At 43.0% G+C, this 18966-nt stretch carries 16 protein-coding genes and 1 pseudogene; 6 read left to right on the top strand and 11 right to left on the bottom strand.

The features are described from left to right. Positions 1–51: 51 nt before the first annotated feature. Positions 52–471: pseudogene (locus AC4II3_RS21660) on the top strand (zinc ribbon domain-containing protein); the annotation flags it as partial. A gap of 101 nt (positions 472–572) precedes the next feature. On the opposite strand, the gene AC4II3_RS21655 reads toward AC4II3_RS21660, so the two are convergent. Further along, positions 573–794, bottom strand: coding sequence for a hypothetical protein (locus tag AC4II3_RS21655; RefSeq protein ID WP_488015569.1), 222 nt, complete (start codon positions 792–794; stop codon positions 573–575). A gap of 257 nt (positions 795–1051) precedes the next feature. Here AC4II3_RS21655 and ftsH2 point away from each other — a divergent pair, with 257 nt between their 5' ends. Next, positions 1052–2938, top strand: a complete 1887-nt coding sequence (gene ftsH2 / locus AC4II3_RS21650; RefSeq protein WP_075899600.1) for an ATP-dependent zinc metalloprotease FtsH2 — start codon at positions 1052–1054, stop codon at positions 2936–2938. Between the two features lie 365 nt (positions 2939–3303). Here ftsH2 and AC4II3_RS21645 read toward each other — a convergent pair whose 3' ends face one another. Then, positions 3304–4863, bottom strand: a complete 1560-nt coding sequence (locus AC4II3_RS21645) for a hybrid sensor histidine kinase/response regulator (protein ID WP_488015565.1) — start codon at positions 4861–4863, stop codon at positions 3304–3306. 526 nt (positions 4864–5389) lie between these two features. Beyond that, complete coding sequence (locus tag AC4II3_RS21640; protein WP_488015563.1) at positions 5390–5596, bottom strand: hypothetical protein; 207 nt, start codon at positions 5594–5596, stop codon at positions 5390–5392. A 432-nt stretch (positions 5597–6028) separates the two neighbouring features. Between AC4II3_RS21640 and AC4II3_RS21635 the strand changes: the two genes are divergently transcribed. Next, complete coding sequence (locus AC4II3_RS21635; RefSeq protein ID WP_488015561.1) at positions 6029–7090, top strand: ABC transporter substrate-binding protein; 1062 nt, start codon at positions 6029–6031, stop codon at positions 7088–7090. Between the two features lie 170 nt (positions 7091–7260). After that, positions 7261–8100 carry an ABC transporter permease gene (locus AC4II3_RS21630; protein ID WP_488008101.1) on the top strand — a complete coding sequence of 280 codons (840 nt, stop codon included), beginning with the start codon at positions 7261–7263 and terminating at the stop codon, positions 8098–8100. A gap of 242 nt (positions 8101–8342) precedes the next feature. Here the strand turns inward: AC4II3_RS21630 and AC4II3_RS21625 are convergent, their stop codons facing one another. Then, entirely contained in the window at positions 8343–8534 is a 192-nt protein-coding gene (locus AC4II3_RS21625) for a hypothetical protein (protein WP_488008099.1), read from the bottom strand. 9 nt (positions 8535–8543) lie between these two features. Between AC4II3_RS21625 and AC4II3_RS21620 the strand changes: the two genes are divergently transcribed. Then, on the top strand, positions 8544–9314 hold the full coding sequence (locus AC4II3_RS21620; RefSeq protein ID WP_488008097.1) for an ABC transporter ATP-binding protein: 771 nt from the start codon (positions 8544–8546) through the stop codon (positions 9312–9314). 9 nt (positions 9315–9323) lie between these two features. On the opposite strand, the gene AC4II3_RS21615 is transcribed toward AC4II3_RS21620, so the two are convergent. The 6 genes from AC4II3_RS21615 to AC4II3_RS21590 all read right to left on the bottom strand — a co-directional run bounded on the left by AC4II3_RS21615 (position 9324) and on the right by AC4II3_RS21590 (position 16009). Next, positions 9324–9692: a hypothetical protein gene (locus tag AC4II3_RS21615; RefSeq protein WP_488008095.1), complete on the bottom strand. Its 369-nt coding sequence runs from the start codon at positions 9690–9692 to the stop codon at positions 9324–9326. 138 nt (positions 9693–9830) lie between these two features. Further along, complete coding sequence (locus tag AC4II3_RS21610; RefSeq protein WP_488008093.1) at positions 9831–10130, bottom strand: hypothetical protein; 300 nt, start codon at positions 10128–10130, stop codon at positions 9831–9833. Positions 10131–10302: 172 nt separating this feature from the next. After that, on the bottom strand, positions 10303–10656 hold the full coding sequence (locus AC4II3_RS21605; protein WP_488008091.1) for a hypothetical protein: 354 nt from the start codon (positions 10654–10656) through the stop codon (positions 10303–10305). Positions 10657–11030: 374 nt separating this feature from the next. Beyond that, complete coding sequence (locus AC4II3_RS21600) at positions 11031–13109, bottom strand: dynamin family protein (RefSeq protein ID WP_488008089.1); 2079 nt, start codon at positions 13107–13109, stop codon at positions 11031–11033. A gap of 254 nt (positions 13110–13363) precedes the next feature. Continuing rightward, a complete protein-coding gene (locus AC4II3_RS21595) occupies positions 13364–15451 on the bottom strand; it encodes a dynamin family protein (RefSeq protein WP_488008087.1) in 2088 nt (695 codons plus the stop codon). A 237-nt stretch (positions 15452–15688) separates the two neighbouring features. After that, a complete protein-coding gene (locus AC4II3_RS21590; RefSeq protein WP_488008085.1) occupies positions 15689–16009 on the bottom strand; it encodes a hypothetical protein in 321 nt (106 codons plus the stop codon). A gap of 343 nt (positions 16010–16352) precedes the next feature. Here AC4II3_RS21590 and rsmH point away from each other — a divergent pair, with 343 nt between their 5' ends. After that, complete coding sequence (gene rsmH / locus AC4II3_RS21585) at positions 16353–17267, top strand: 16S rRNA (cytosine(1402)-N(4))-methyltransferase RsmH (protein ID WP_488008083.1); 915 nt, start codon at positions 16353–16355, stop codon at positions 17265–17267. 5 nt (positions 17268–17272) lie between these two features. Here rsmH and AC4II3_RS21580 read toward each other — a convergent pair whose 3' ends face one another. Next, positions 17273–18808, bottom strand: coding sequence for a cytochrome P450 (locus AC4II3_RS21580; RefSeq protein WP_488008081.1), 1536 nt, complete (start codon positions 18806–18808; stop codon positions 17273–17275). Positions 18809–18966 lie beyond the last annotated feature (158 nt).

Genomic DNA, 18966 nt, shown 5'->3' with positions numbered 1-18966 from the left:
CATCTCAGCCTCAAAAGAAGACTGGGTCATTTTCTCATAGTCTAAACTCCAGTAATAAATGAACTCCATCATAAAGCGGCCAGATTCCTTGTAGACAACTTTGATGTGATACTACTTCCCACTTTTGAGACAGCTCAAATGTCAAAAAAAGGAAATAGAAAACTCAGATCTAAAACCGTTCGCAATATGCTCAGCTTTGCTCATTATCGGTTCAAAGAGTTCTTAAAACATAAAGCTAATGAAACCGGTAAGACAGTAGTCGATGTCTGTGAAGCTTATACCAGCAAAACGGTTAGCTGGACTGGTGAAATGGTCAACATTGGCGGAAGCAAAATAATTAGATCATTTGTTGATGGTCGGGCAATGGACAGAGACATCAACGGCGCTCGTGGAATACTTCTACGAGCCTTGGGAGATACCCCCTGGCTGAGAAATCAGCTTGCATTAGTGAGCCAGAATTTGCCTTTGTAGATTTTGGTAGCTAAAAAGTATCGGTAATTGCACTGCTCTATTCCCTGTGGATAACTGACTACAGAACTATCATCGCCTGAATAGTCCCAATCCCATACTGCTCATAAGGGTAGGTTTTTAACAAAGACGTGAGTGTGAGGTGTGGGGTGTGGGGTGTAGGGAAGCGATGCAGCGCCGCGCTGCATCGCTTCTTCGTTGTCTTCCTCTTCCTCCCCCTCTGGGTACTCCCATGTTTGACCCTCCTGTAAAAAACCTACCCCTGTGAGCCATGCCCAGGCTCCTCTGTCTCTTCCCTCTCCTCCCACCCTCGTTGGAAACACCATTACAAGCCTTGCTATCACTCCCTTGCTCACAGAATGAGATTTATGTTAAATTTAGTTAAAATAACGTTACAATAACTTGTGTTATCACGAGTTATGTGGCAATACCCCTCAAAGGTATTGACAGAAAATACAAACATACTATAGGCAAACGGTTTTAGGGTATTCAATCAATTTTTGATCTTGAGTTCTTTTGTAATCAGATCCTCCCTAACAGGGTGATACCACCATTCGTTACCAGTAATAGAGGCGAATAAAACATGAAATTTTCTTGGAGAATACTCCTACTCTGGACATTACCTGCCCTAGTCATTGGTTTTTTCTTTTGGCAGGGAACATTTGCCAGTACTACCGGGAATATGGGTAGTAATACCGCCAGTACTCGCATGACCTATGGTCGCTTCTTGGACTATATTGATTCCGGTAGAGTCACTAGTGTTGACCTCTATGATAGTGGTCGCACAGCGATTGTAGAAGCTGTGGATGTGGATCTTGATAACCGCTTACAGCGGCTGCGAGTAGATCTGCCCATTAGTGCACCGGAACTGATTTCTAAGCTCAGAGAGTCTAATATTGCTCTGACATCCCATCCCGCTCGCAATGATGGAGCAATTTGGGGACTGCTGGGGAATTTAATTTTTCCGATTCTCTTGATTGCGGGATTATTTTTCCTATTCCGTCGCTCCAGCAACATGAATGGTGGTCCTGGTCAAGCGATGAATTTCGGGAAATCCCGGGCGCGGTTCATGATGGAAGCCAAAACTGGGGTCCTGTTTGATGATGTGGCCGGTATCGAAGAAGCCAAAGAGGAACTCGAAGAAGTAGTTACCTTCCTCAAGCAACCGGAACGGTTTACCGCTGTCGGAGCACGAATACCAAAAGGTGTGCTGCTCGTCGGTCCTCCTGGAACTGGTAAAACCCTCTTAGCAAAAGCGATCGCTGGTGAAGCAGGAGTGCCTTTCTTTAGTATCTCTGGTTCCGAATTCGTGGAAATGTTCGTAGGTGTTGGTGCCTCTAGGGTTCGTGACTTGTTCAAAAAAGCTAAGGAAAATGCCCCTTGTTTGATATTTATCGATGAAATTGATGCGGTAGGAAGGCAACGGGGAGCTGGAATTGGTGGTGGTAACGATGAACGGGAGCAAACCCTAAACCAATTGCTAACGGAAATGGACGGGTTTGAAGGGAACACTGGCATTATTGTGATTGCGGCTACTAACCGTGCGGATGTGCTGGATACAGCTCTGTTACGTCCCGGACGCTTTGACCGCCAGGTGATGGTAGATCCCCCAGACCTCAAAGGGCGGATTAAGATTTTGGAAGTCCATGCTCGGGATAAAAAACTGGCTTCAGAAATTTCCATCGAAGTAATCGCAAGACGGACTCCTGGATTCACTGGTGCTGATTTATCCAACCTGCTCAATGAAGCCGCTATCCTGACTGCTCGCCGTCGCAAAGAAGCGATTACCATGCTGGAAATCAATGATGCGGTTGACCGGGTAGTAGCTGGGATGGAAGGTACTCCCCTGGTAGATAGCAAGAACAAGCGATTGATTGCTTATCATGAAGTTGGTCACGCTATTATTGGTACCCTAGTTAAGGATCACGACCCCGTACAGAAAGTTACCCTGATTCCCCGAGGACAAGCTCAAGGTCTAACCTGGTTTACTCCTAGTGAAGAGCAAGGTTTAATTACCAGAGCTCAGCTTTTGGCTCGCATTACTGGAGCGTTAGGGGGTCGAGCTGCGGAAGAAGAAGTATTCGGTCATGCGGAAGTCACTACTGGTGCCGGTGGTGATTTGCAGCAATTGACTGGGATCGCACGGCAAATGGTAACTCGCTACGGCATGAGTGACTTAGGTTCTCTGTCCTTGGAAAGCCAAGAGGGAGAAGTCTTTCTCGGTGCTGGATTAATGTCTAGGGCAGAGTACTCTGAAGAGGTTGCTGCTCGGATTGATCAGCAAGTTCGTCAAATTGTAGAACATTGCCATCAAGAAGCACGAGATATCATTCGGCAGAATCGAGATGCGGTTGATCGATTAGTGGATCTGTTGATTGAAAAGGAAACTATTGAGGGTGAGGAGTTCCGTCAAATTGTGGCTGAGTACACCGATGTGCCTGAGAAGCCACAGTATGTACCTCAGTTATAAGGGCTTGTTAACGGTTGAGGGTTGTTCGCGTAGCGTGGCCGAAAGGCCAAGGTTGAATGTTGAATGTTGAATGTTGAATGTTTAATATTTATGTTTATCCTGAATCCTTAATAAACAGCCCGTTTATCCAATGTTTGAGGAGCTAATACTTGAGGCTACACCCAACAAATTTAATTGGTAGTTGAGTGGGCATTTAACCCATGCAAATACCTACTATGCTTCCCCGGCTTGTTCACAAGTCGGGGATTGTTGTAATTTTGTTCATTTTCCGCAACCCCGACTCCCGACTCCCGACTCCCTGCTCCCTGCTCCCTGCTCCCTAAAACCCAGATATTTGTACCTCACAAGTCGTAGAATTGCTATATCTAATCCAAATATGGCAAGATTACTTGAAACTTTGTTCCCACACCAATTTCGCTGTCCAGGTTAATCTTACCCCGATGCAATTCAACACATTTTTTAGCAATAGCCAGACCTAATCCTGTTCCTTTTATAGCACCAACATTAGTGGCTCGATAGAAAGATTCAAACACTCGTTGCTTTTCTTTTGGCGGAATACCAATCCCTGAATCCCGAATAGTTAAAATAGCTTCTTCTGGCTGACAAAAGACGTCAAATTTAATGATGCCTCCTTGGGGAGAATATTTAACTGCATTAGATAGTATATTAGTCAAAATTTGTCCAACTAGCTGTTCATCTAAATTAACTTGACTAGAATTACTCTGACTGGAAAAATCTATTTTATAGTCACTAGTTAAAGTAACCTGTAAATTATTAATAATTTTTTGGCATAGTTTATCTAGATTCAAGTATTCAGGATGACAATCAAGTTCCCCTGATTCAGTTTTATCTAGAAATATCACATTGGTCAGGAGTTGGTTCATGTGTTCAACCGCCCATCCAATTTGTTGAAAATGTTTCAGTTTTTTATCGTCTGACAATTTATCACTGTACTTAGCTAGTAATTCGGTAGAGGATTGAATCATCATCATTGGAGTCCGAAACTCATGAGATATCGTACTAATAACCCGAGATTTAAGTTCACTGAGTTCTTTTTCTTGTTCTAGGGATTTGCGAATGATTTCTGAGCGACGTTCTCGTTCTTGGATATCCGCTTCCAATTTGATTTTCTCTTTTTCTAAAGCTTGAGATTTTCTAAGTTCAGTGGTGTCTTGTAGCATACCAGAAAAACCGGTAACCACACCATCAATAATCAAGCTTGAATGAATATTAATCTCTCCCCAGCGGCACTTTCCTCTTTTGGTCACATATCTTATTTCATGTTTAAAGGAATCCTTTTCACCCTTGACTAGAGACTGCCACAATTGTTGATAACGTTGCTGATCATCAGGATCAATAAATTTTAGGCAATTTTTCCCTAGACTTTCTTCTACAGTAAAGCCAGTGAAAGTAGTCCAGGCAGAATTGAGAAATATCCAGTGTCCAGTGGCATCAATTTGAAAAAACACTTCTTTAACACTTTCTACCACAGAACGATATTGTTTCTCCCTCTCCCGTAAGGTTTTTTCTGCTCGATTAGCTTCGATCAGACGACGGACACGCTTCCTTAGAACTGATGGTTGGATGGGTTTAGTTATATAATCCGTTGCTCCGACTTCAAATGCCCAATCAACGGAAGCTTGGTCATTAAGTCCAGTAATCATTAATACTGGTGTTGATTCATGTTTAAGTAGTTTTTGGATTTGGGCGCAACACATAAACCCATCCATCACTGGCATCATAGCATCCAGTAAGACTATGTCCGGTTTTAGCTGAGTATAAGCTGCCAGACACTGCTCCCCATCTCCTACATCTTCGACGTTATATCCCTCATTTTCCATAATTGTACGCAGCATTGTCCGCGTTTGTGTATCATCATCGGCGACCAGAATTATAGGACCATGGTTTTGTTCAGTATTCATCATAGTTAAGTTACTTTATACTGTTAATTATTAATGGGTTAAATCGTTTTATATATTTTGATAATTTTAGTTTATTTGTTAATTGATTTTAAAATAAACTACAAAAAAAGGTTATTACCCCTCAGTAATGAGCATTTTTAACTGATGCAATAACCTAACGTAAATTGTAAAGATATTGATAAACATTACTATAGTTGTGAACCTTAGCACAGGCATCTTACCTGCACAAGCATGATGCTCACAGGAACAATTTATTTGACGAATCAAATCAGATAGTAGTTTGAGAAGGTATAAAAGTACTCAGCTTTATCTTCCTGGATCATCTCTAGTTGATAAAACCGTATTTTTGGGTATTTTTTTGATATTGTAGTCAATTAATACCTACAAGAAATTACTCAAAGTTTTGATTTTTGACTGTTGACTGTTGACTGTTGACTGTTAATAGTAACGTTGAGCCAATGCATAGCTTACTCAAATAGTTGAGGGCTTAGGTGCTTGATCAGGGGCGCTTCATAGGCTGGTCAGAACCCTAAAGCCTATTTTTTGGATAATAATTTTTGGGATTAAGCGTTCGCGCAGCGTCGGGCTTTGCCCGAATCGCACTGCCAAAGCGGCGTTGCGTCAGTCTTTGAATGAATAGGAGTAGAGTGGGCATCCTGACCGCCCGAAAATAAGGAGGAAACTGGCAAGATGCCAGTTCTACGCAAGATGCCAGTGTCTTGATGCAGTCGCTCATGGTTTTGGGTCTGTGTGCGTAACTTGTTTCCGCACCTTGTAAGCCCCGTGGAAACCCCCTTTGGCGGCGCTGCATCGCTTCCATGCCTGATGCCCATTTCACAGGTGCGACCCAAGGGCGATTTACTAACCCCCTGTGACCCTAAAAAAAAAGAAGAGAGTCACAACTGCGGCTCTCTTAATCATCAGGGTGCATCTACTGATCTAAATATAACACAAATAATGAGGGGTGCAACCCCTCACCCCAAAAAACTGACAATTTGTTAATTTTGATACCGTCTTCAAGGAAAAGTTAACTGGGAAGGGATCGATTAACGGATGTTACGGATGTTACGGATGCAGTTGGGCAAAACATCAGACATTTATCCTGATACTTCAGGCAGTGATAACGTAAGCTAATCTAACGATCCTCCCGACACAAACAGAAGATGATATGGTTCTACAAAGACTAAACTTGTTGTCAAGACGTCAAACTTTGCAATGGCTAATAGTAGCATTCAGCACCGTTATCCTGGGGGCATGTACTCCCCCAAAGCAAACATCTTCTGGGAATGACTTGGGTGATTCTAAGCCTAGCCCATCGATGTCTTTCTCTCTAGGGGTGACCACTTGGATTGGTTTGACTCCTCTTTTGATTGCGCTCAAAAAAGGCTTCTTTCAGGAACTGGGGCTAAGGGTTGACCTGAAAACCTTTGGGTATAATCCGGATTATATCTCTGCCTTTTTAGCAGGAAAACTGGATGCTATTGCCCCTGTAACTTCTGAAGCAGTCTTATTGGCAACTAAGGGCAAAGACTATCGCATTGTTTTGGTAGAGGATAACTCCGTTGGTGGGGATGGCATCTTGGCCCGCAACAGTATTAGTAGCATTAAGGACTTTAAGGGCAAGAAGATTGCTGTTGAAAAAGGGGCAGTTAGCCATTTCTTTCTACTAAAAGTACTCACAACAGTTGGCTTGAGTGAAGGTGATGTTACGTTGGTGAACGTGGATCCAGCGGGAGCAGCAGCAGCTTACCAGGTCGGGAATGTGGACATTGCTGTTACCTATGCACCATTCCTAAAACAGGCTAACTTGGCTCAACCTGATGGACGCATTATCTATGACTCGTCCCAAATACCAACAGCGATTACTGATGTTTATCTGTTTGCAACTGAGTATATCGAAGCCAACCCAGAGGCGGTGGAAGCCTTTGTCAAAGGGGTTTTCAAAGGACTAGGGTTTCTCAATCAACATCCATCGGAAGGGTTAGCGATCGCAGCGAAGGAGTTGAAAATTGAGCCGGATGCCCTAGCTGCTGATCTAAAAGGGATTAGTCTCCCAGATGCTCGTGCCAATCTGGAAATGCTAGAAAATAAGCAGAGTGATTCCTACTTACTGGAGCCCTTGATGGATATGGCGAGGTTTTTGGCAAACCACGGCAAGATTGATACTATTCCTGATATGGAGCAATTTCTGGAACCGAAATTTGTTAAAGCCGCTTTAGAAAGATACTAGTGGACCGACACATCTAAAATAGTGCAATAAGCGTAGGTTGGGTTGAAGAATGAAACCCAACACCAGTAAAGCTTTGTTGGGTTTCCCTTTAGCTCTACCCAACAAACATTTTTAGGTGTGCCACGCCACTAGAAAAACATTACGTAAATCTGCTGTCAGTTAAGACCCCTGTGCCACCACCTATATCTTCTCCCCGCAAACGTTACCTACGACCATCGGTATTTTGGAGTATCCGTCAGGGTTTTCCTGGCTGGCTCAGTATCCTGCTCACCATCATTGCCTTAGTAGTACCCCTGCTAGTTTGGATCTTCCTAAGCTATCAAGAATTAGTAGACCCAAGATTCTTGCCAAGTCCGATGGTTGTCCTGAAAGCTGGCTGGAAGATGTTGACAGAAGAGCAGTTACTGACTGATATTATCGCCAGTTTCACCCGTGTGCTAGTTGGTTTTCTGTTTGCGGCAGTGGTTGGTATTCCCATTGGCATTGCCATGGGGACATTCTACAGCATGGAGAGCCTGTTTGGTACGATTGTCGGTATTGTACGCTATATGCCAGTGGCAGCGTTTATGCCTCTAATTGTTCTATGGGCAGGGTTAGGGGAAACCGCAAAGATTCTAATTATTTTCTTGGGAATTGTGTTCTACAACGCGATAATGATTGCTGATGCTGTCAAGTTCATTCCTGATGAAATGCTCAATGTAGCTTACACCTTGGGAGCGAATCGGGTTGATGTATTATTTCGAGTGATTCTACCAGCAACTCTACCAAATATTATTGATACGATGCGGGTTAATGTTGCTGGTGCCTGGAATTTTCTGGTGATTGCGGAATTAATTGCTGCTGAAAATGGTTTGGGCTTCAAGATTATCTATTTTCAACGATTCCTAGAAACCGATAAAGTGCTCTTTTGTATTTTAGTGATTGGACTAATTGGGTTGATGCTGGATTTTGCGTTTAGGTTGCTTTTTCGTTTAACTGTTCCTTGGTCGGAGCAATTTGTTGAGCGTTAAAGGTTTAATAAGGTTGAATCAGGTTGAAGGTTAAATAGGGTTGAAGGTTTAAGAAGGTTGAATCAGGTTGAAGGTTGTTCGCGTAGCGTGGCCTTTGGCCAAGGTTGAAGGTTTAAGGTTTAAGGTTTAAGGGTTAAGGGTTAATCAGGTTGAAGGTTGTTCGCGTAGCGTGGCCTTTGGCCAAGGTTGAATCAGGTTGTTCGCGTAGCGTGGCCTTTTGGCCAAGGTTTAAGTTTTAAGGTTTAAGGGTAAGTATTCAGCTGATAGCTGATAGCTGATAGCTTCAGATATTTTCCCGATTCCCGATTCCCGATTCCCGATTCCCGATCCCCGATTCCCGTTCCCCTCCTGGGGGTTAGGGGTGGGTTCCGATTCCCGATTTCCGATTCCCGATTCCCACACTTACCCTTATTTTTTACAAATATCAGATGCACCCTTTAAAAATGACCAATAATCACAATTTGCCTAAGCTACAGGTGTGTCATATTTCCAAAAGTTTTCGCCACCGACGGGAAGAATTGGTAGTGCTAAAGGATATTAATCTCAATCTTGAAGCCAATGAATTTGTCTGTATAGTTGGACCGTCTGGCTGCGGCAAATCAACCTTGCTCAACATTATCGCTGGACTAATTCCTCCTTCCAAAGGACATGTAAAGGTAGATGGTGAGGTGGTTTTAGGTCCTGGTCGGGATCGGGGCATGGTCTTCCAGAACTATACCCTATTTCCCTGGTTAACGATTGCTGATAATATCGGTTTTGGTCTGAGGTTACAACGATTGCCTAAGGGGGAATCCCAAGAACGGATTGCTTACTATTTGGATGTAATCGGTCTAAGCCGCTTTGCTAATGCCTACCCCAAACAGTTGTCAGGGGGTATGAAACAGCGGGTTGCGATCGCACGAGCCTTGGCTAATGAACCGGAAGTGCTGTTGATGGATGAGCCCTTTGGAGCCTTAGATGCCCAAACTAAGGAGGAATTGCAGGAATTCTTCCTTGGACTTTGGCAGAAGACCCATATTACCGTTTTGATGATTACCCATGATGTAGAAGAAGCGGTGTTCTTATCCCAGCGTATCTATGTGATGGGAACTCATCCCGGTTGTATCCGGGATAAGATTATGATTGATTTACCGGCTGTCCGTACTCTGGATACAAAGCTAACCCTGGAATTTGTGGAATTGAAACGGCAGGTAATTCAAGCTTTGCGCATTTGATCATGGTTATTAATTGGAGATAGTGGCTATTTTATTAACTCTTTTATAGTCTTTATTAAGATTAGAATAGTTATCCAATTTCTCTCCAGAAAGCCAGGTTTTGACGATATCTACGACTTCTGCTGTAGCCTCGACAGTAATGCGAGCAACAGCATTATCCCATTCCCTTTGATCCTGCCAGTCTTCTAAATCAATTGCTATTCCATCACCATCTGTATCAATCCAAATGTGTCTTTCTGGATAATTCATACTTTGGAAAGATAAGGTAGATAGACAGGCTTCAGCACGATCGGTTTCATAGGCTATTGGGATGATATCCCCAATCATTTGCCTAAGAGTTTCGGTAATATCATCCTTGGAATCAGTTCTCAAAGTCATCAGGTTACCTCATTTATTGATTTTTTTGTCTAAGCTGCTGTGAATTTAAATTATGTATTTTACATTTTATAAAATGTGCATTTAAATTGGTTATTCCCTGTTCCCTGTTCCCTGTTCCCTTGAAAAACTAAATAATAGTCAACCTTTTCTTTTGATCACCACAGTTTCAACTAGAGTCAAGGATAGACATACTGCAATCATTAGCCGAATCCCATCCTTTACTGCGATTACTAAATAAGTAACGATGTCTTCTTGTAGTGCTGCTGCTTGGTAATCTACTTTAATCAAGGTTTGCTCAAACCAATTTAGAGAAGTTGGCTCTTGATGATACAGAGGGTAAGCCAATATATCTAATAACACTACCACAAGCAATCCTGCAGTTCCTCCAATTAATAATCTTCGCAATAACCTTTTTAATAACCTTTTCCCAAATGACATGATATCTACTCCCGATGCTCCCATCCTCCCTTAGTATCCTTAGCCATTACCTATTACCAAAAGGTATTGGGAGAAAGTTGTAAGGGCGCACAGCTGTACACCCTTACTAAATTTTGACCTTTTGACTGACGAATAATCACACCCTGCAGACAAAAAATACTGACAAAACCCCTTAATGACTTAAGGCTCCATGGAGTAATCCACCAGCACCTCCACCGACAATCGGACGCCAAACTGACTTTGGATCAATGCCTCGTCGATAGCCTTGTATCCATGGTTGAGCCATTTTTATCGGTTTCCAAATGGTAGAAACTGGACTAAACATTCCTGTAACTGCACCTCCTGCTGCTGCTTGGAAAACACCATCACCTAGGGGTTTACCAGAAATAGCGTTGGATGCGACCTGAAACACTGCTCCTGATGCAGCACCAATTCCAGCTGATGCGAGCAGTGGAACAATTGCTCCTTTAATCTGCTCTGTCTCGGTTGTTGTTTGTTCCGTAAACTCTAAATCTTCAATTTTCATTTTCTGTCTGCTTAAGGTGTTTTATTATTATTACTATTACTGGCAAAAATGTTTCGCCAATTTGGCGTTGAAAATTATATAGAGTAAAGGGAACAGGGAATAGGGAATAGGGAATAGGGAGTAGAGAGTTGAAGGTTAAAAGTTGAAGGTTAAAGGTTGTTTGATTTAAAGTTTAAAATTTAAAGTTGAAGGTTGACAATTAACTGTTAACTGTCAACCTTCAACTGTTATGATTTTTTATTCAATTAACGAACAACCGTAGAAGGGTAAGCGAACAGCGATTAGCGCTACTTGAGGTGCCAAAAGCCAACGGCTGACCACTGACCACTGACGGCTGACCGCTGACCGCTGATAGCTGAATGCTTACTAGAAGGTTAAGCGATCGCATTCACAAAATTCTGATAAGTGCTCTCAACCTTCTGGGCTTGGGAGGCGACATCAGCCTCTAACTGTTTCAAGCGAGCTAATTCTTGCTCCCGATTAATTTCATGAGATTCCTTTTGCTTCATTAAATTATCTAATTCCCCTTTGCGAGCCTTAATATCATCATCCATCCGCTCAGTTACTTCCTGCTCATACACATCAAAACATTCTTTGATAGCATCATAAATTGGTTGCCATTGCTCTTGTGCTACCTGAGGTAAATATTTCACCAACTCTTTTCTAGCTGCTTTCACCAATTGCTTACGAGCTTGATCGGCTTGCACGACTCCAACCCCTAATCCTAATAAGGCTAGATGCACTGGTCCGAGAATAATCCCAGGAACAGAGCTAATGATGCCACCAATTGCCATAACTGTGATGAAATTCAGCACAATATTTTTCCAATCGAAACCAGCTCCAGCCATAGCGACTCCTGCTAGATTACCCCTAGCTAAGGAAAATAATCCTGCTGCCCATTTTGCCCAAGCGGGAGCGTTATCTTCTGTGGTGTAGCTGCTCACCGGTCTTACGGTTTGTCCGGTTAATTTTTGATTAATTTTATCCGTTACTTTAGTATAAGAAGCACCGTAGGTTACTGCACTGCGAGATAGCTGAGCAAAGGCAGCATCCATTTCTTTTTCAGCTGTCTTACTCCACTCTGACAATTTATCATTAATATACCGTTCAAATGCCTTTCTCAACTCGGATTCAAAGGCTTCTCGTTTCCCTGAACTCAAGAAATCCATAAATCGGAGTTCAGGTTGATAGTGTAAAAAATCCGACTCAAAGGTATTGCCTAAATTTAAGACATAGGTACGAAAGGAATCTGCGATCGCTTTCGCTTTATTATCACGAACCGCTTTAATTTCATCCTTGAATTGCTCACCAATATCCTTGAGTTTATTAAATTCTGGTTCAACGGAATTAATCCGTTCCTTCAATTCATTTAAATCTTGCTCTAGCAAGGGGATGCGACGTTCAATAGCTTCATGAACATGGTTACTCCCTTGACGGGCTAAGGTTCTCGCTTGTCGCAATTCAGAAATGGCTCGTTCCTTCGTTAAAAATGTATTGAGTGCTCCCATAAACTCCGGAAAGCCTGTGCCATCAAGAGACACCTCTGGATTTTTGACTCGCTTGCGTAGGGCATTAATTGCTGAAATTTCAAACACTCGTTCATCATAGATATCATAACCATCTACCTGACAATAGTCTGTCAAGTTAGCCTCAAACACTCGCCGTAGTCTATCTTCAGCTTCTTGTAATTCTTCTGTATCATCCGGGTCAATCAAACTTTCCCGAATCTGGTCCCAAGCATTAATTAGAAAGAAAACCGTTAATCCCCGGTCTTTTAGATAATTTTCTAGATAACGACGTTCCCCTAAAGTACAGGGCTGAGTTGCTCTGAGGACAAACAGAATAGCGTGACAATTATTAATGTAACCGAGGGATAACTCATTGCGCGCTTCCGTATCATTCAGTCCTGGACTATCTACAATTTCAATCCCTTTTTCTAGCAATGGTAAGGGATACTCCACGATAGCATGACTAACAGTCGGAAACGCTAGCTTCTTCTGTTGTTCAAGTCGCTTCGCTTCAGCTGGATCGATGGTATAGCGATGCTTAAAGGATTTAAAATCAATTTCTTCTGGTGGTGTCTCATCATTAAAGTACACTGTCACCTTCTTTTGAGCACCATAGCGTAAAACTGTCAGCAACGCTGTACAAGGATTGACATCACTGGGGAGTAAATTCTCACCAATTAAAGCATTGAGAAATGTACTTTTACCCCGCTTCATATCCCCTAATACCAGTAGTCGGAATCGCCCCTGGTGTAAATTTTTACTAGCTTTAGAAATATCTTCAATATCTCTATCCAAACCTAATTTACCGGAATTATTCTCCCCTGCGGATTCCGATTGTTCCAGTATGGCACTGATGTGACTCAAGTAACCAGCTATTTCACCACGCACCGTGGCAACTCGATCGAGATCATTGAGAAAATTTGTGGTTTCGATTTTAGCACTCATAGTTATAGTATTTCTATTTGAGATGTAAAGATAGGGTTGATAGAAAAAGGGAATAGGGAACAGGGAATAGGGAATAGGGAATAGGGAATAGTAGTCAAGATATCTGAGGAGTTTTTGGTGTTATGCTAAATTAGCTTCATGATCTATTTAGAAATGCTATAGTTTGATCTTAGCTAATTAATGGTTTAAACACTCCCTACTCCCTACTCCCTACTCCCTACTCCCTACTCCCTACTCCCTAATCCCTTGAATGGTTACATTGGAGCTGCTAGCAAGTAGCCATAAACGGATTCAATACCATTAACCTTAGACAAAACCTCAGCATCCAAACTTCTCAGACGCTTTAACTCAGTCTCGCGATTAACTTGATTAGACTCTTTTTGCTCTACCAAATTATCCAACTCATCCTTCCGGGATTTAATGTCATCATTTAATCGTTTAATCACCTGGCGTTCATAATCATCAAAACACTCGTTGACCGCATCATGAATTGGTTGCCATTGCTCCTCAGCCAACTTAGGCAAATAGTTTACCAACTCTTTCTTAGTAGCTTGAATTAATTGTTTGCGAGCTTGATCGGCTTGTAAAGCCCCAACCCCTAGACCCATCACAGCAAAATATAATGGTCCCATCAATGCTGTTGTAAAAGTTGTTGTGAAAATCAATAAAAAGCTAGTAATTCCCCACACAGCAAACCAATTGACCAGAATATTTTTCCAATCAAAGCCAGCACCAGCTAGAAACACACCAGCAACATTACCTGAAGCCAAGGATAAAAATCCCATCGCCCAACTCGCCCAGGCTGGTGAAGTGTCTGCTGAATCCATAGTGGTATTGGGGTAAACCTTTTTCCCAATCAACTTTTCAGTCATGGTATCGGCTATCTTACCATAGATGGCACCATAATTAGCGGCACTCCTAGCTAGTTCTAAAAACGCTTCACTTATGTCTTGCTCAGCGGTGACTTCCCAAGCCGAAATCTTTTCGTTAATGTACCGTTCAAAGGCTCGCTTAAATGCTGCATTAAACTCATCCCGTTTCCCCTGTTGCAGGAAATCCAGAAAGCCTAAATCTGGCTGATAGCGGACAAAATCTGATTCAAAGGTATTACCTAAATTCAAAATATAGTCCCGAAAGGAATTAGCGACAGCTTTTGCTGTACGGTTACGGGTAATTCGGATTTCTTCCTGAAATTGATCGCGAATTTCCGTCAGTTTCTCAAATTCCGGTGCGACTTCGCTAATCTGCTGTTTCAACTGATTAACATCCTGATCCAGCAATGGAATCCGCCGTTCAATCGCTTCATGGACATGGTTATAGACTTGCTGGGCTAGGATTTTAGCTTGGCGCATTTCTGCGATCGCACGTTCTTTGGTTAAAAATGAATTAAGTGCTGCCATCAATTCAGGAAATCCCGTTCCTTCAAGAGAATCCTCGGAATTTTTAACCCGCCGACGCAAGGCCATCAATGAAGAAATTTCAAAGACTCGTTTCTGATAAGTCTGTGGCTCTACCTGAAAATAATCCATCAGGTTAGCTTGGAAGACTTGACGGACTTTTTCCTCAGCTGCTGCCAGTTCTTCCGAGTCTTCCGGGTCAATCAATCCCTTACGAATCTCATCCCAAGCATTAATTAAAAAGAAAACCGTTAATCCCCGACCTTTAAGATAATTTTCGATATAACGACGTTCTTCTAGAGTACAGGGCTGAGTTGCTTTGAGGACAAACAGGATAGCGTGACAATTATTAATGTAACTGAGGGATAACTGATTGCGCGCTTCCGTATCATTTAGTCCTGGACTATCTACAATTTCAATCCCTTTTTCTAGCAACGGTAAGGGATACTCCACCACAGCATGGCTAACATTGGGAAAGGCTAGCTTCTCCTCTTGTTGTAGTCGCTTCGCTTCATCTGGGTCGATGGTATAGCGATGCTTAAAACTTTCTAAATCAATTTCTTCGGGTAGTGTCTCATCATTAAAGTACACTGTAACTTTCTTTTGAGCACCATAGCGTAAAACCGTCAGCAACGCTGTACAAGGATTCACATCACTGGGCAGTAAATTATCACCAATTAAGGCATTGAGAAATGTACTTTTCCCCCGCTTCATATCCCCTAATACCAGTAGTCGGAATCGCCCCTGCTGTAAATTTTTACTGACTTTATAGATATCTTCAATATCTCTATCTAAGCCTAACTTACCGGAATTATTATCCCCTGCGGATTCCGATTGCTCAAGAGTGTTCTTAATTTGATTTAAATTAGTGGCGATTTCAGCACGAACTCTGGCAACGCGATCGAGGTCATGGAGAAAATTTGTAGTTTGGATTTTAGTACTCATGTTTAGTTTGGTATTAGCTAATTAATGGTTTCAAAGGGAACAGGGAGTAGGGAGTAGGAAGTAGGAAGTAGGGAGTAGGAAGTAGGTAACAAAACTTATCACAATTAATTTATAATCCCTAGAATATACTTTATAAGTATTTATTAGAAAATTTTATGATATTCTGGAATTATTTAAAAAAAAAAATTAGTATTGGGAATTGATTCATTTCACCTTATTGCCTTTTGCTTTTGTTATTTAATTGTCATCTTTCCAGAAAATTTCGTACCCTAACCAGGCAATTCCTCCAACCATGATCACTAGAGCAAGCCAATAAGCGACTCTAATGGTGATAACAACAGCAATTACAACGGCTAAGAATTTTCCGAATCTAGCTAGTTTCCTGCCCCAGTTTTTTAGTTTACCTTCAGGTTTTTCATGCTTCTGAGTTTGATGAACTTGCGGTTCCTGTTTATAGATTTCAGCTTCGATTTCCCGGAGTCTAATCTCTCGCTCCCGTTGCTGGAGTTCTCGTTCTCGAAGCTCAAGGTCTTTAGCTTTTTCTTCTTTGGAATTCATCAGGTTTACCTTAGTTGACTACAAATTTCCTGGTTGACTGACAAATCTAGTCTGATGCTGGTGTCATGGCTTGACAGTACCCACAGGGGTACCTTTATCATTAGTCATTAGCTACTATAGCAATTCTAAATTGATTCAATATAGCTCATAAGTATGATCAAGGCTGGCTATAGTTGTTACGAAAACCTCCTTTCAATATAGTGCTGAGTAAGACTTGTGACTGTTCACAACTAGAGAGGTTACAGTTGAAAGGTTACAGTTATAGAGTTCCCGGACAATCTGGTCTGATTAACAGCAGGAGGTCTAATATCCTCAGGATTTACATTAGGATTGCTTGAATCACATGGAAAGTGAAGCTAAACAGCCCAATATAAAACTCTTTTCCCATGTGTCGGTATTGTGTCAGGAATTAATTGAGGGACTAGCTATCTGTCCTGGTGGTCATTACTTGGATGCCACTGTCGGTGGTGGTGGACACACTGAGTTAATTTTAGCAGCAGCACCGGATGTGGAGGTTACAGCTATTGACCGGGATGCTAATGCGATCGCAGCCGCCAAGACCAGGTTAGCCAGTTATAGCGGAAGAGTTAATTTCTGGCAGGGAAATTTTGCCGAATATCAGTCTAATGATCGGGGATTTGATGGTATTATTGCGGATTTAGGCGTCAGTTCAGCTCAGCTAGATTTACCAGAGCGAGGCTTTAGTTTTCGCCATCCTGCTCAGTTAGATATGCGGATGGACCAAAGCCAGTCTCTGACGGCAAAGGATATTATTAATCATTGGGGTGAGGTACGGCTAGCGGATGTTTTTTATAAGTATGGGGAAGAACGGTTATCCCGGCGGATGGCACGCCGGATTGTGGAGAAGCGTCCGTTTCAGACAACCACTGAATTAGCCAATGCGATCGCATCTTGTGTTCCCCCGAAATACCGCTATGGCAGAATTCACCCAGCGACTCGGGTGTTTCAAGCCCTACGGATTGTCGTCAACCAGGAACTTGAGAGCCTCGAAACCTTTCTCGACATTGCCCCTCATTGGCTGAAACCAGGAGGAAGACTTGGAATTATCAGTTTTCACAGTTTAGAAGACCGGATTGTTAAGCACAAATTTCGGGATTTGTCAATGAATGGCTCACTATTGCGAGTGCTAACCAAAAAGCCAACTGTAGCACAAGCTGAGGAAATCCAGCATAACCCTCGTGCTCGCTCCGCTAAACTCAGATTCGCAGAGCGACTAGAGCTGAGTATTCAAGACTGACAAGTCTAAGCTCTGGATTCAGTTCTCGAAACAAAACGAATCGGCATGCGATCGCGGGGAAATACTGTCAAATACTGATTAACATCGTCTAGAGAATCTCGGCCATTTACGAGTTCCCAGTTAAAATGACGGAGGAGTAAAGACAACATCACCGTTGCTTCTAAAAGTGCTAGAGGTGCGCCTACACAAAAATGAGATCCTCGGGAAAATCCAAACATGAGGGGGAGTGGCTGTTGGTCAGTTTCCTTTTGCAGCCATCGTTCTGGACGAAATTCTTCCGGTTTTGGAAACATCTCAGTATCCTGTCCCGCAGCCCAGAAAAAAGGTTCGACGCCTACATTTTTCGGCATCTTGACCCCATCCAATTCTGTCTCTTGGGTCGTGACTAGGGCGATTCCGGGGGCCACTGGATGGAGTCGTAAGGCTTCCTTGACCACAGCTTCTATATAGTCTAAATGTTTCAAAGTAGAAAGATTTAGCTCCCCTTCCTTCTCCCAGGCTTCATCCACAGCCTGTTGTGCGGCCTGAAAGACTCCAGGATTAAGCCCCAACTCCCCGACTGCAAAGGACATGGTATGAGCCGTAGTGTCATGACCTGCAAAGATAAAGGCTCGGGTCTCGGCCATCAGGGAGTCTTGGTCATGCTGGGGGTTTTTAGCAAATTGAACCAACATCGAATCCCGAAACGACGAACTGACTGATGGGGATTCGGCCTCAGAAGCCCTGGCCACTTGCAACGCCATCGCGACCCGAGGCTTTAAATTCTGTTGTAAATAATCTTGAGCCTGTCGGTATTCTCGGCCTTCTGAAGTAGGGAGAAACTTAAACCATCGACTGCGACCTGCGGTCTGCAAAAGTACATGTTTTTCGAGGAGTGCAAGAGCTGCATACAGGCGCTGGGCATCGAAGGGGGGTTCTCCTGCAAAGTTTGAGGTTTTATCAAAGGTAACACCTAGGAAAAAGTAGGCAATTATATTCATGGTCAAGTCCACAAATAAGGGATCAACTTGAACCTCTTTGCCTGTTTGAGCCGAGCTTTGAAGTTGTGTGATGACTTGCTGACACCCCTCATGGATGAGATCGAACTTTTGAGTGAATCGACTGGCTCGGAAAGCTGGTGCTGCGGTTTGGCGACGCCACTTCCAGGCTTGACCAACCTGGTTTCCGATATGTACGCCAAACACATCTTTGTAGGCGTGATAAAAGGATGGACTGCGGGTAAATATCCCCTGAGTTTGCCCCTCTGTCAAAATGCTTTCAATCAGTTGGGGCTTTGCCACTATCACCATGGGTCTGGTGAAGATCCGTACCGAAATCATGGAGCCGTATTGCTGCATCCATCGAAAGATTGTCAGAGAATAGGTTCCTTGTTTTGCAGCAGCAAGAAGTTCCATGGCGTTACCTGTGAGCCATTTCCCCTTGGGTGATGGAAGACCATATATTGAGCTCAAAGCTAGCTGGTGTTTTTGCCAACGCCACAGGATAAGGCTGATCCCTGTTCCTACAAGGAAAGCTAAAATTGTCCATGAATGCTCGAACATGCTCAAGGTTCTCCTGACTTTTACACTGCTAGCTCAATTTTACTAGCCACTCAAACCCCTCATATTCAAACAACCACTGAGTTAGGGAATGCGATTGGCCTTGGCCTTTGGGCCACGCGGGGCGCGTTTGGCCACGCGGGGCGCGTTTGGCCACGCTA

Source organism: Moorena sp. (assembly GCF_982860115.1).
The sequence above is the reverse complement of the archived record's forward strand: the minus strand, read 5'-3'. Positions and strand labels throughout refer to the sequence as shown.

Bases quoted from the DNA above. Each gene is read 5' to 3' on its own strand.
- AC4II3_RS21655 (WP_488015569.1), bottom strand. From the start codon at position 794: ATGGTGTTTCCAACGAGGGTGGGAGGAGAGGGAAGAGACAGAGGAGCC.
- ftsH2 (WP_075899600.1), top strand. From the start codon at position 1,052: ATGAAATTTTCTTGGAGAATACTCCTACTCTGGACATTACCTGCCCTA.
- AC4II3_RS21645 (WP_488015565.1), bottom strand. From the start codon at position 4,863: ATGATGAATACTGAACAAAACCATGGTCCTATAATTCTGGTCGCCGAT.
- AC4II3_RS21640 (WP_488015563.1), bottom strand. From the start codon at position 5,596: ATGAGCGACTGCATCAAGACACTGGCATCTTGCGTAGAACTGGCATCT.
- AC4II3_RS21635 (WP_488015561.1), top strand. From the start codon at position 6,029: ATGGTTCTACAAAGACTAAACTTGTTGTCAAGACGTCAAACTTTGCAA.
- AC4II3_RS21620 (WP_488008097.1), top strand. From the start codon at position 8,544: ATGACCAATAATCACAATTTGCCTAAGCTACAGGTGTGTCATATTTCC.
- AC4II3_RS21615 (WP_488008095.1), bottom strand. From the start codon at position 9,692: ATGACTTTGAGAACTGATTCCAAGGATGATATTACCGAAACTCTTAGG.
- AC4II3_RS21610 (WP_488008093.1), bottom strand. From the start codon at position 10,130: ATGTCATTTGGGAAAAGGTTATTAAAAAGGTTATTGCGAAGATTATTA.
- AC4II3_RS21605 (WP_488008091.1), bottom strand. From the start codon at position 10,656: ATGAAAATTGAAGATTTAGAGTTTACGGAACAAACAACAACCGAGACA.
- AC4II3_RS21600 (WP_488008089.1), bottom strand. From the start codon at position 13,109: ATGAGTGCTAAAATCGAAACCACAAATTTTCTCAATGATCTCGATCGA.
- AC4II3_RS21595 (WP_488008087.1), bottom strand. From the start codon at position 15,451: ATGAGTACTAAAATCCAAACTACAAATTTTCTCCATGACCTCGATCGC.
- AC4II3_RS21590 (WP_488008085.1), bottom strand. From the start codon at position 16,009: ATGAATTCCAAAGAAGAAAAAGCTAAAGACCTTGAGCTTCGAGAACGA.
- rsmH (WP_488008083.1), top strand. From the start codon at position 16,353: ATGGAAAGTGAAGCTAAACAGCCCAATATAAAACTCTTTTCCCATGTG.
- AC4II3_RS21580 (WP_488008081.1), bottom strand. From the start codon at position 18,808: ATGTTCGAGCATTCATGGACAATTTTAGCTTTCCTTGTAGGAACAGGG.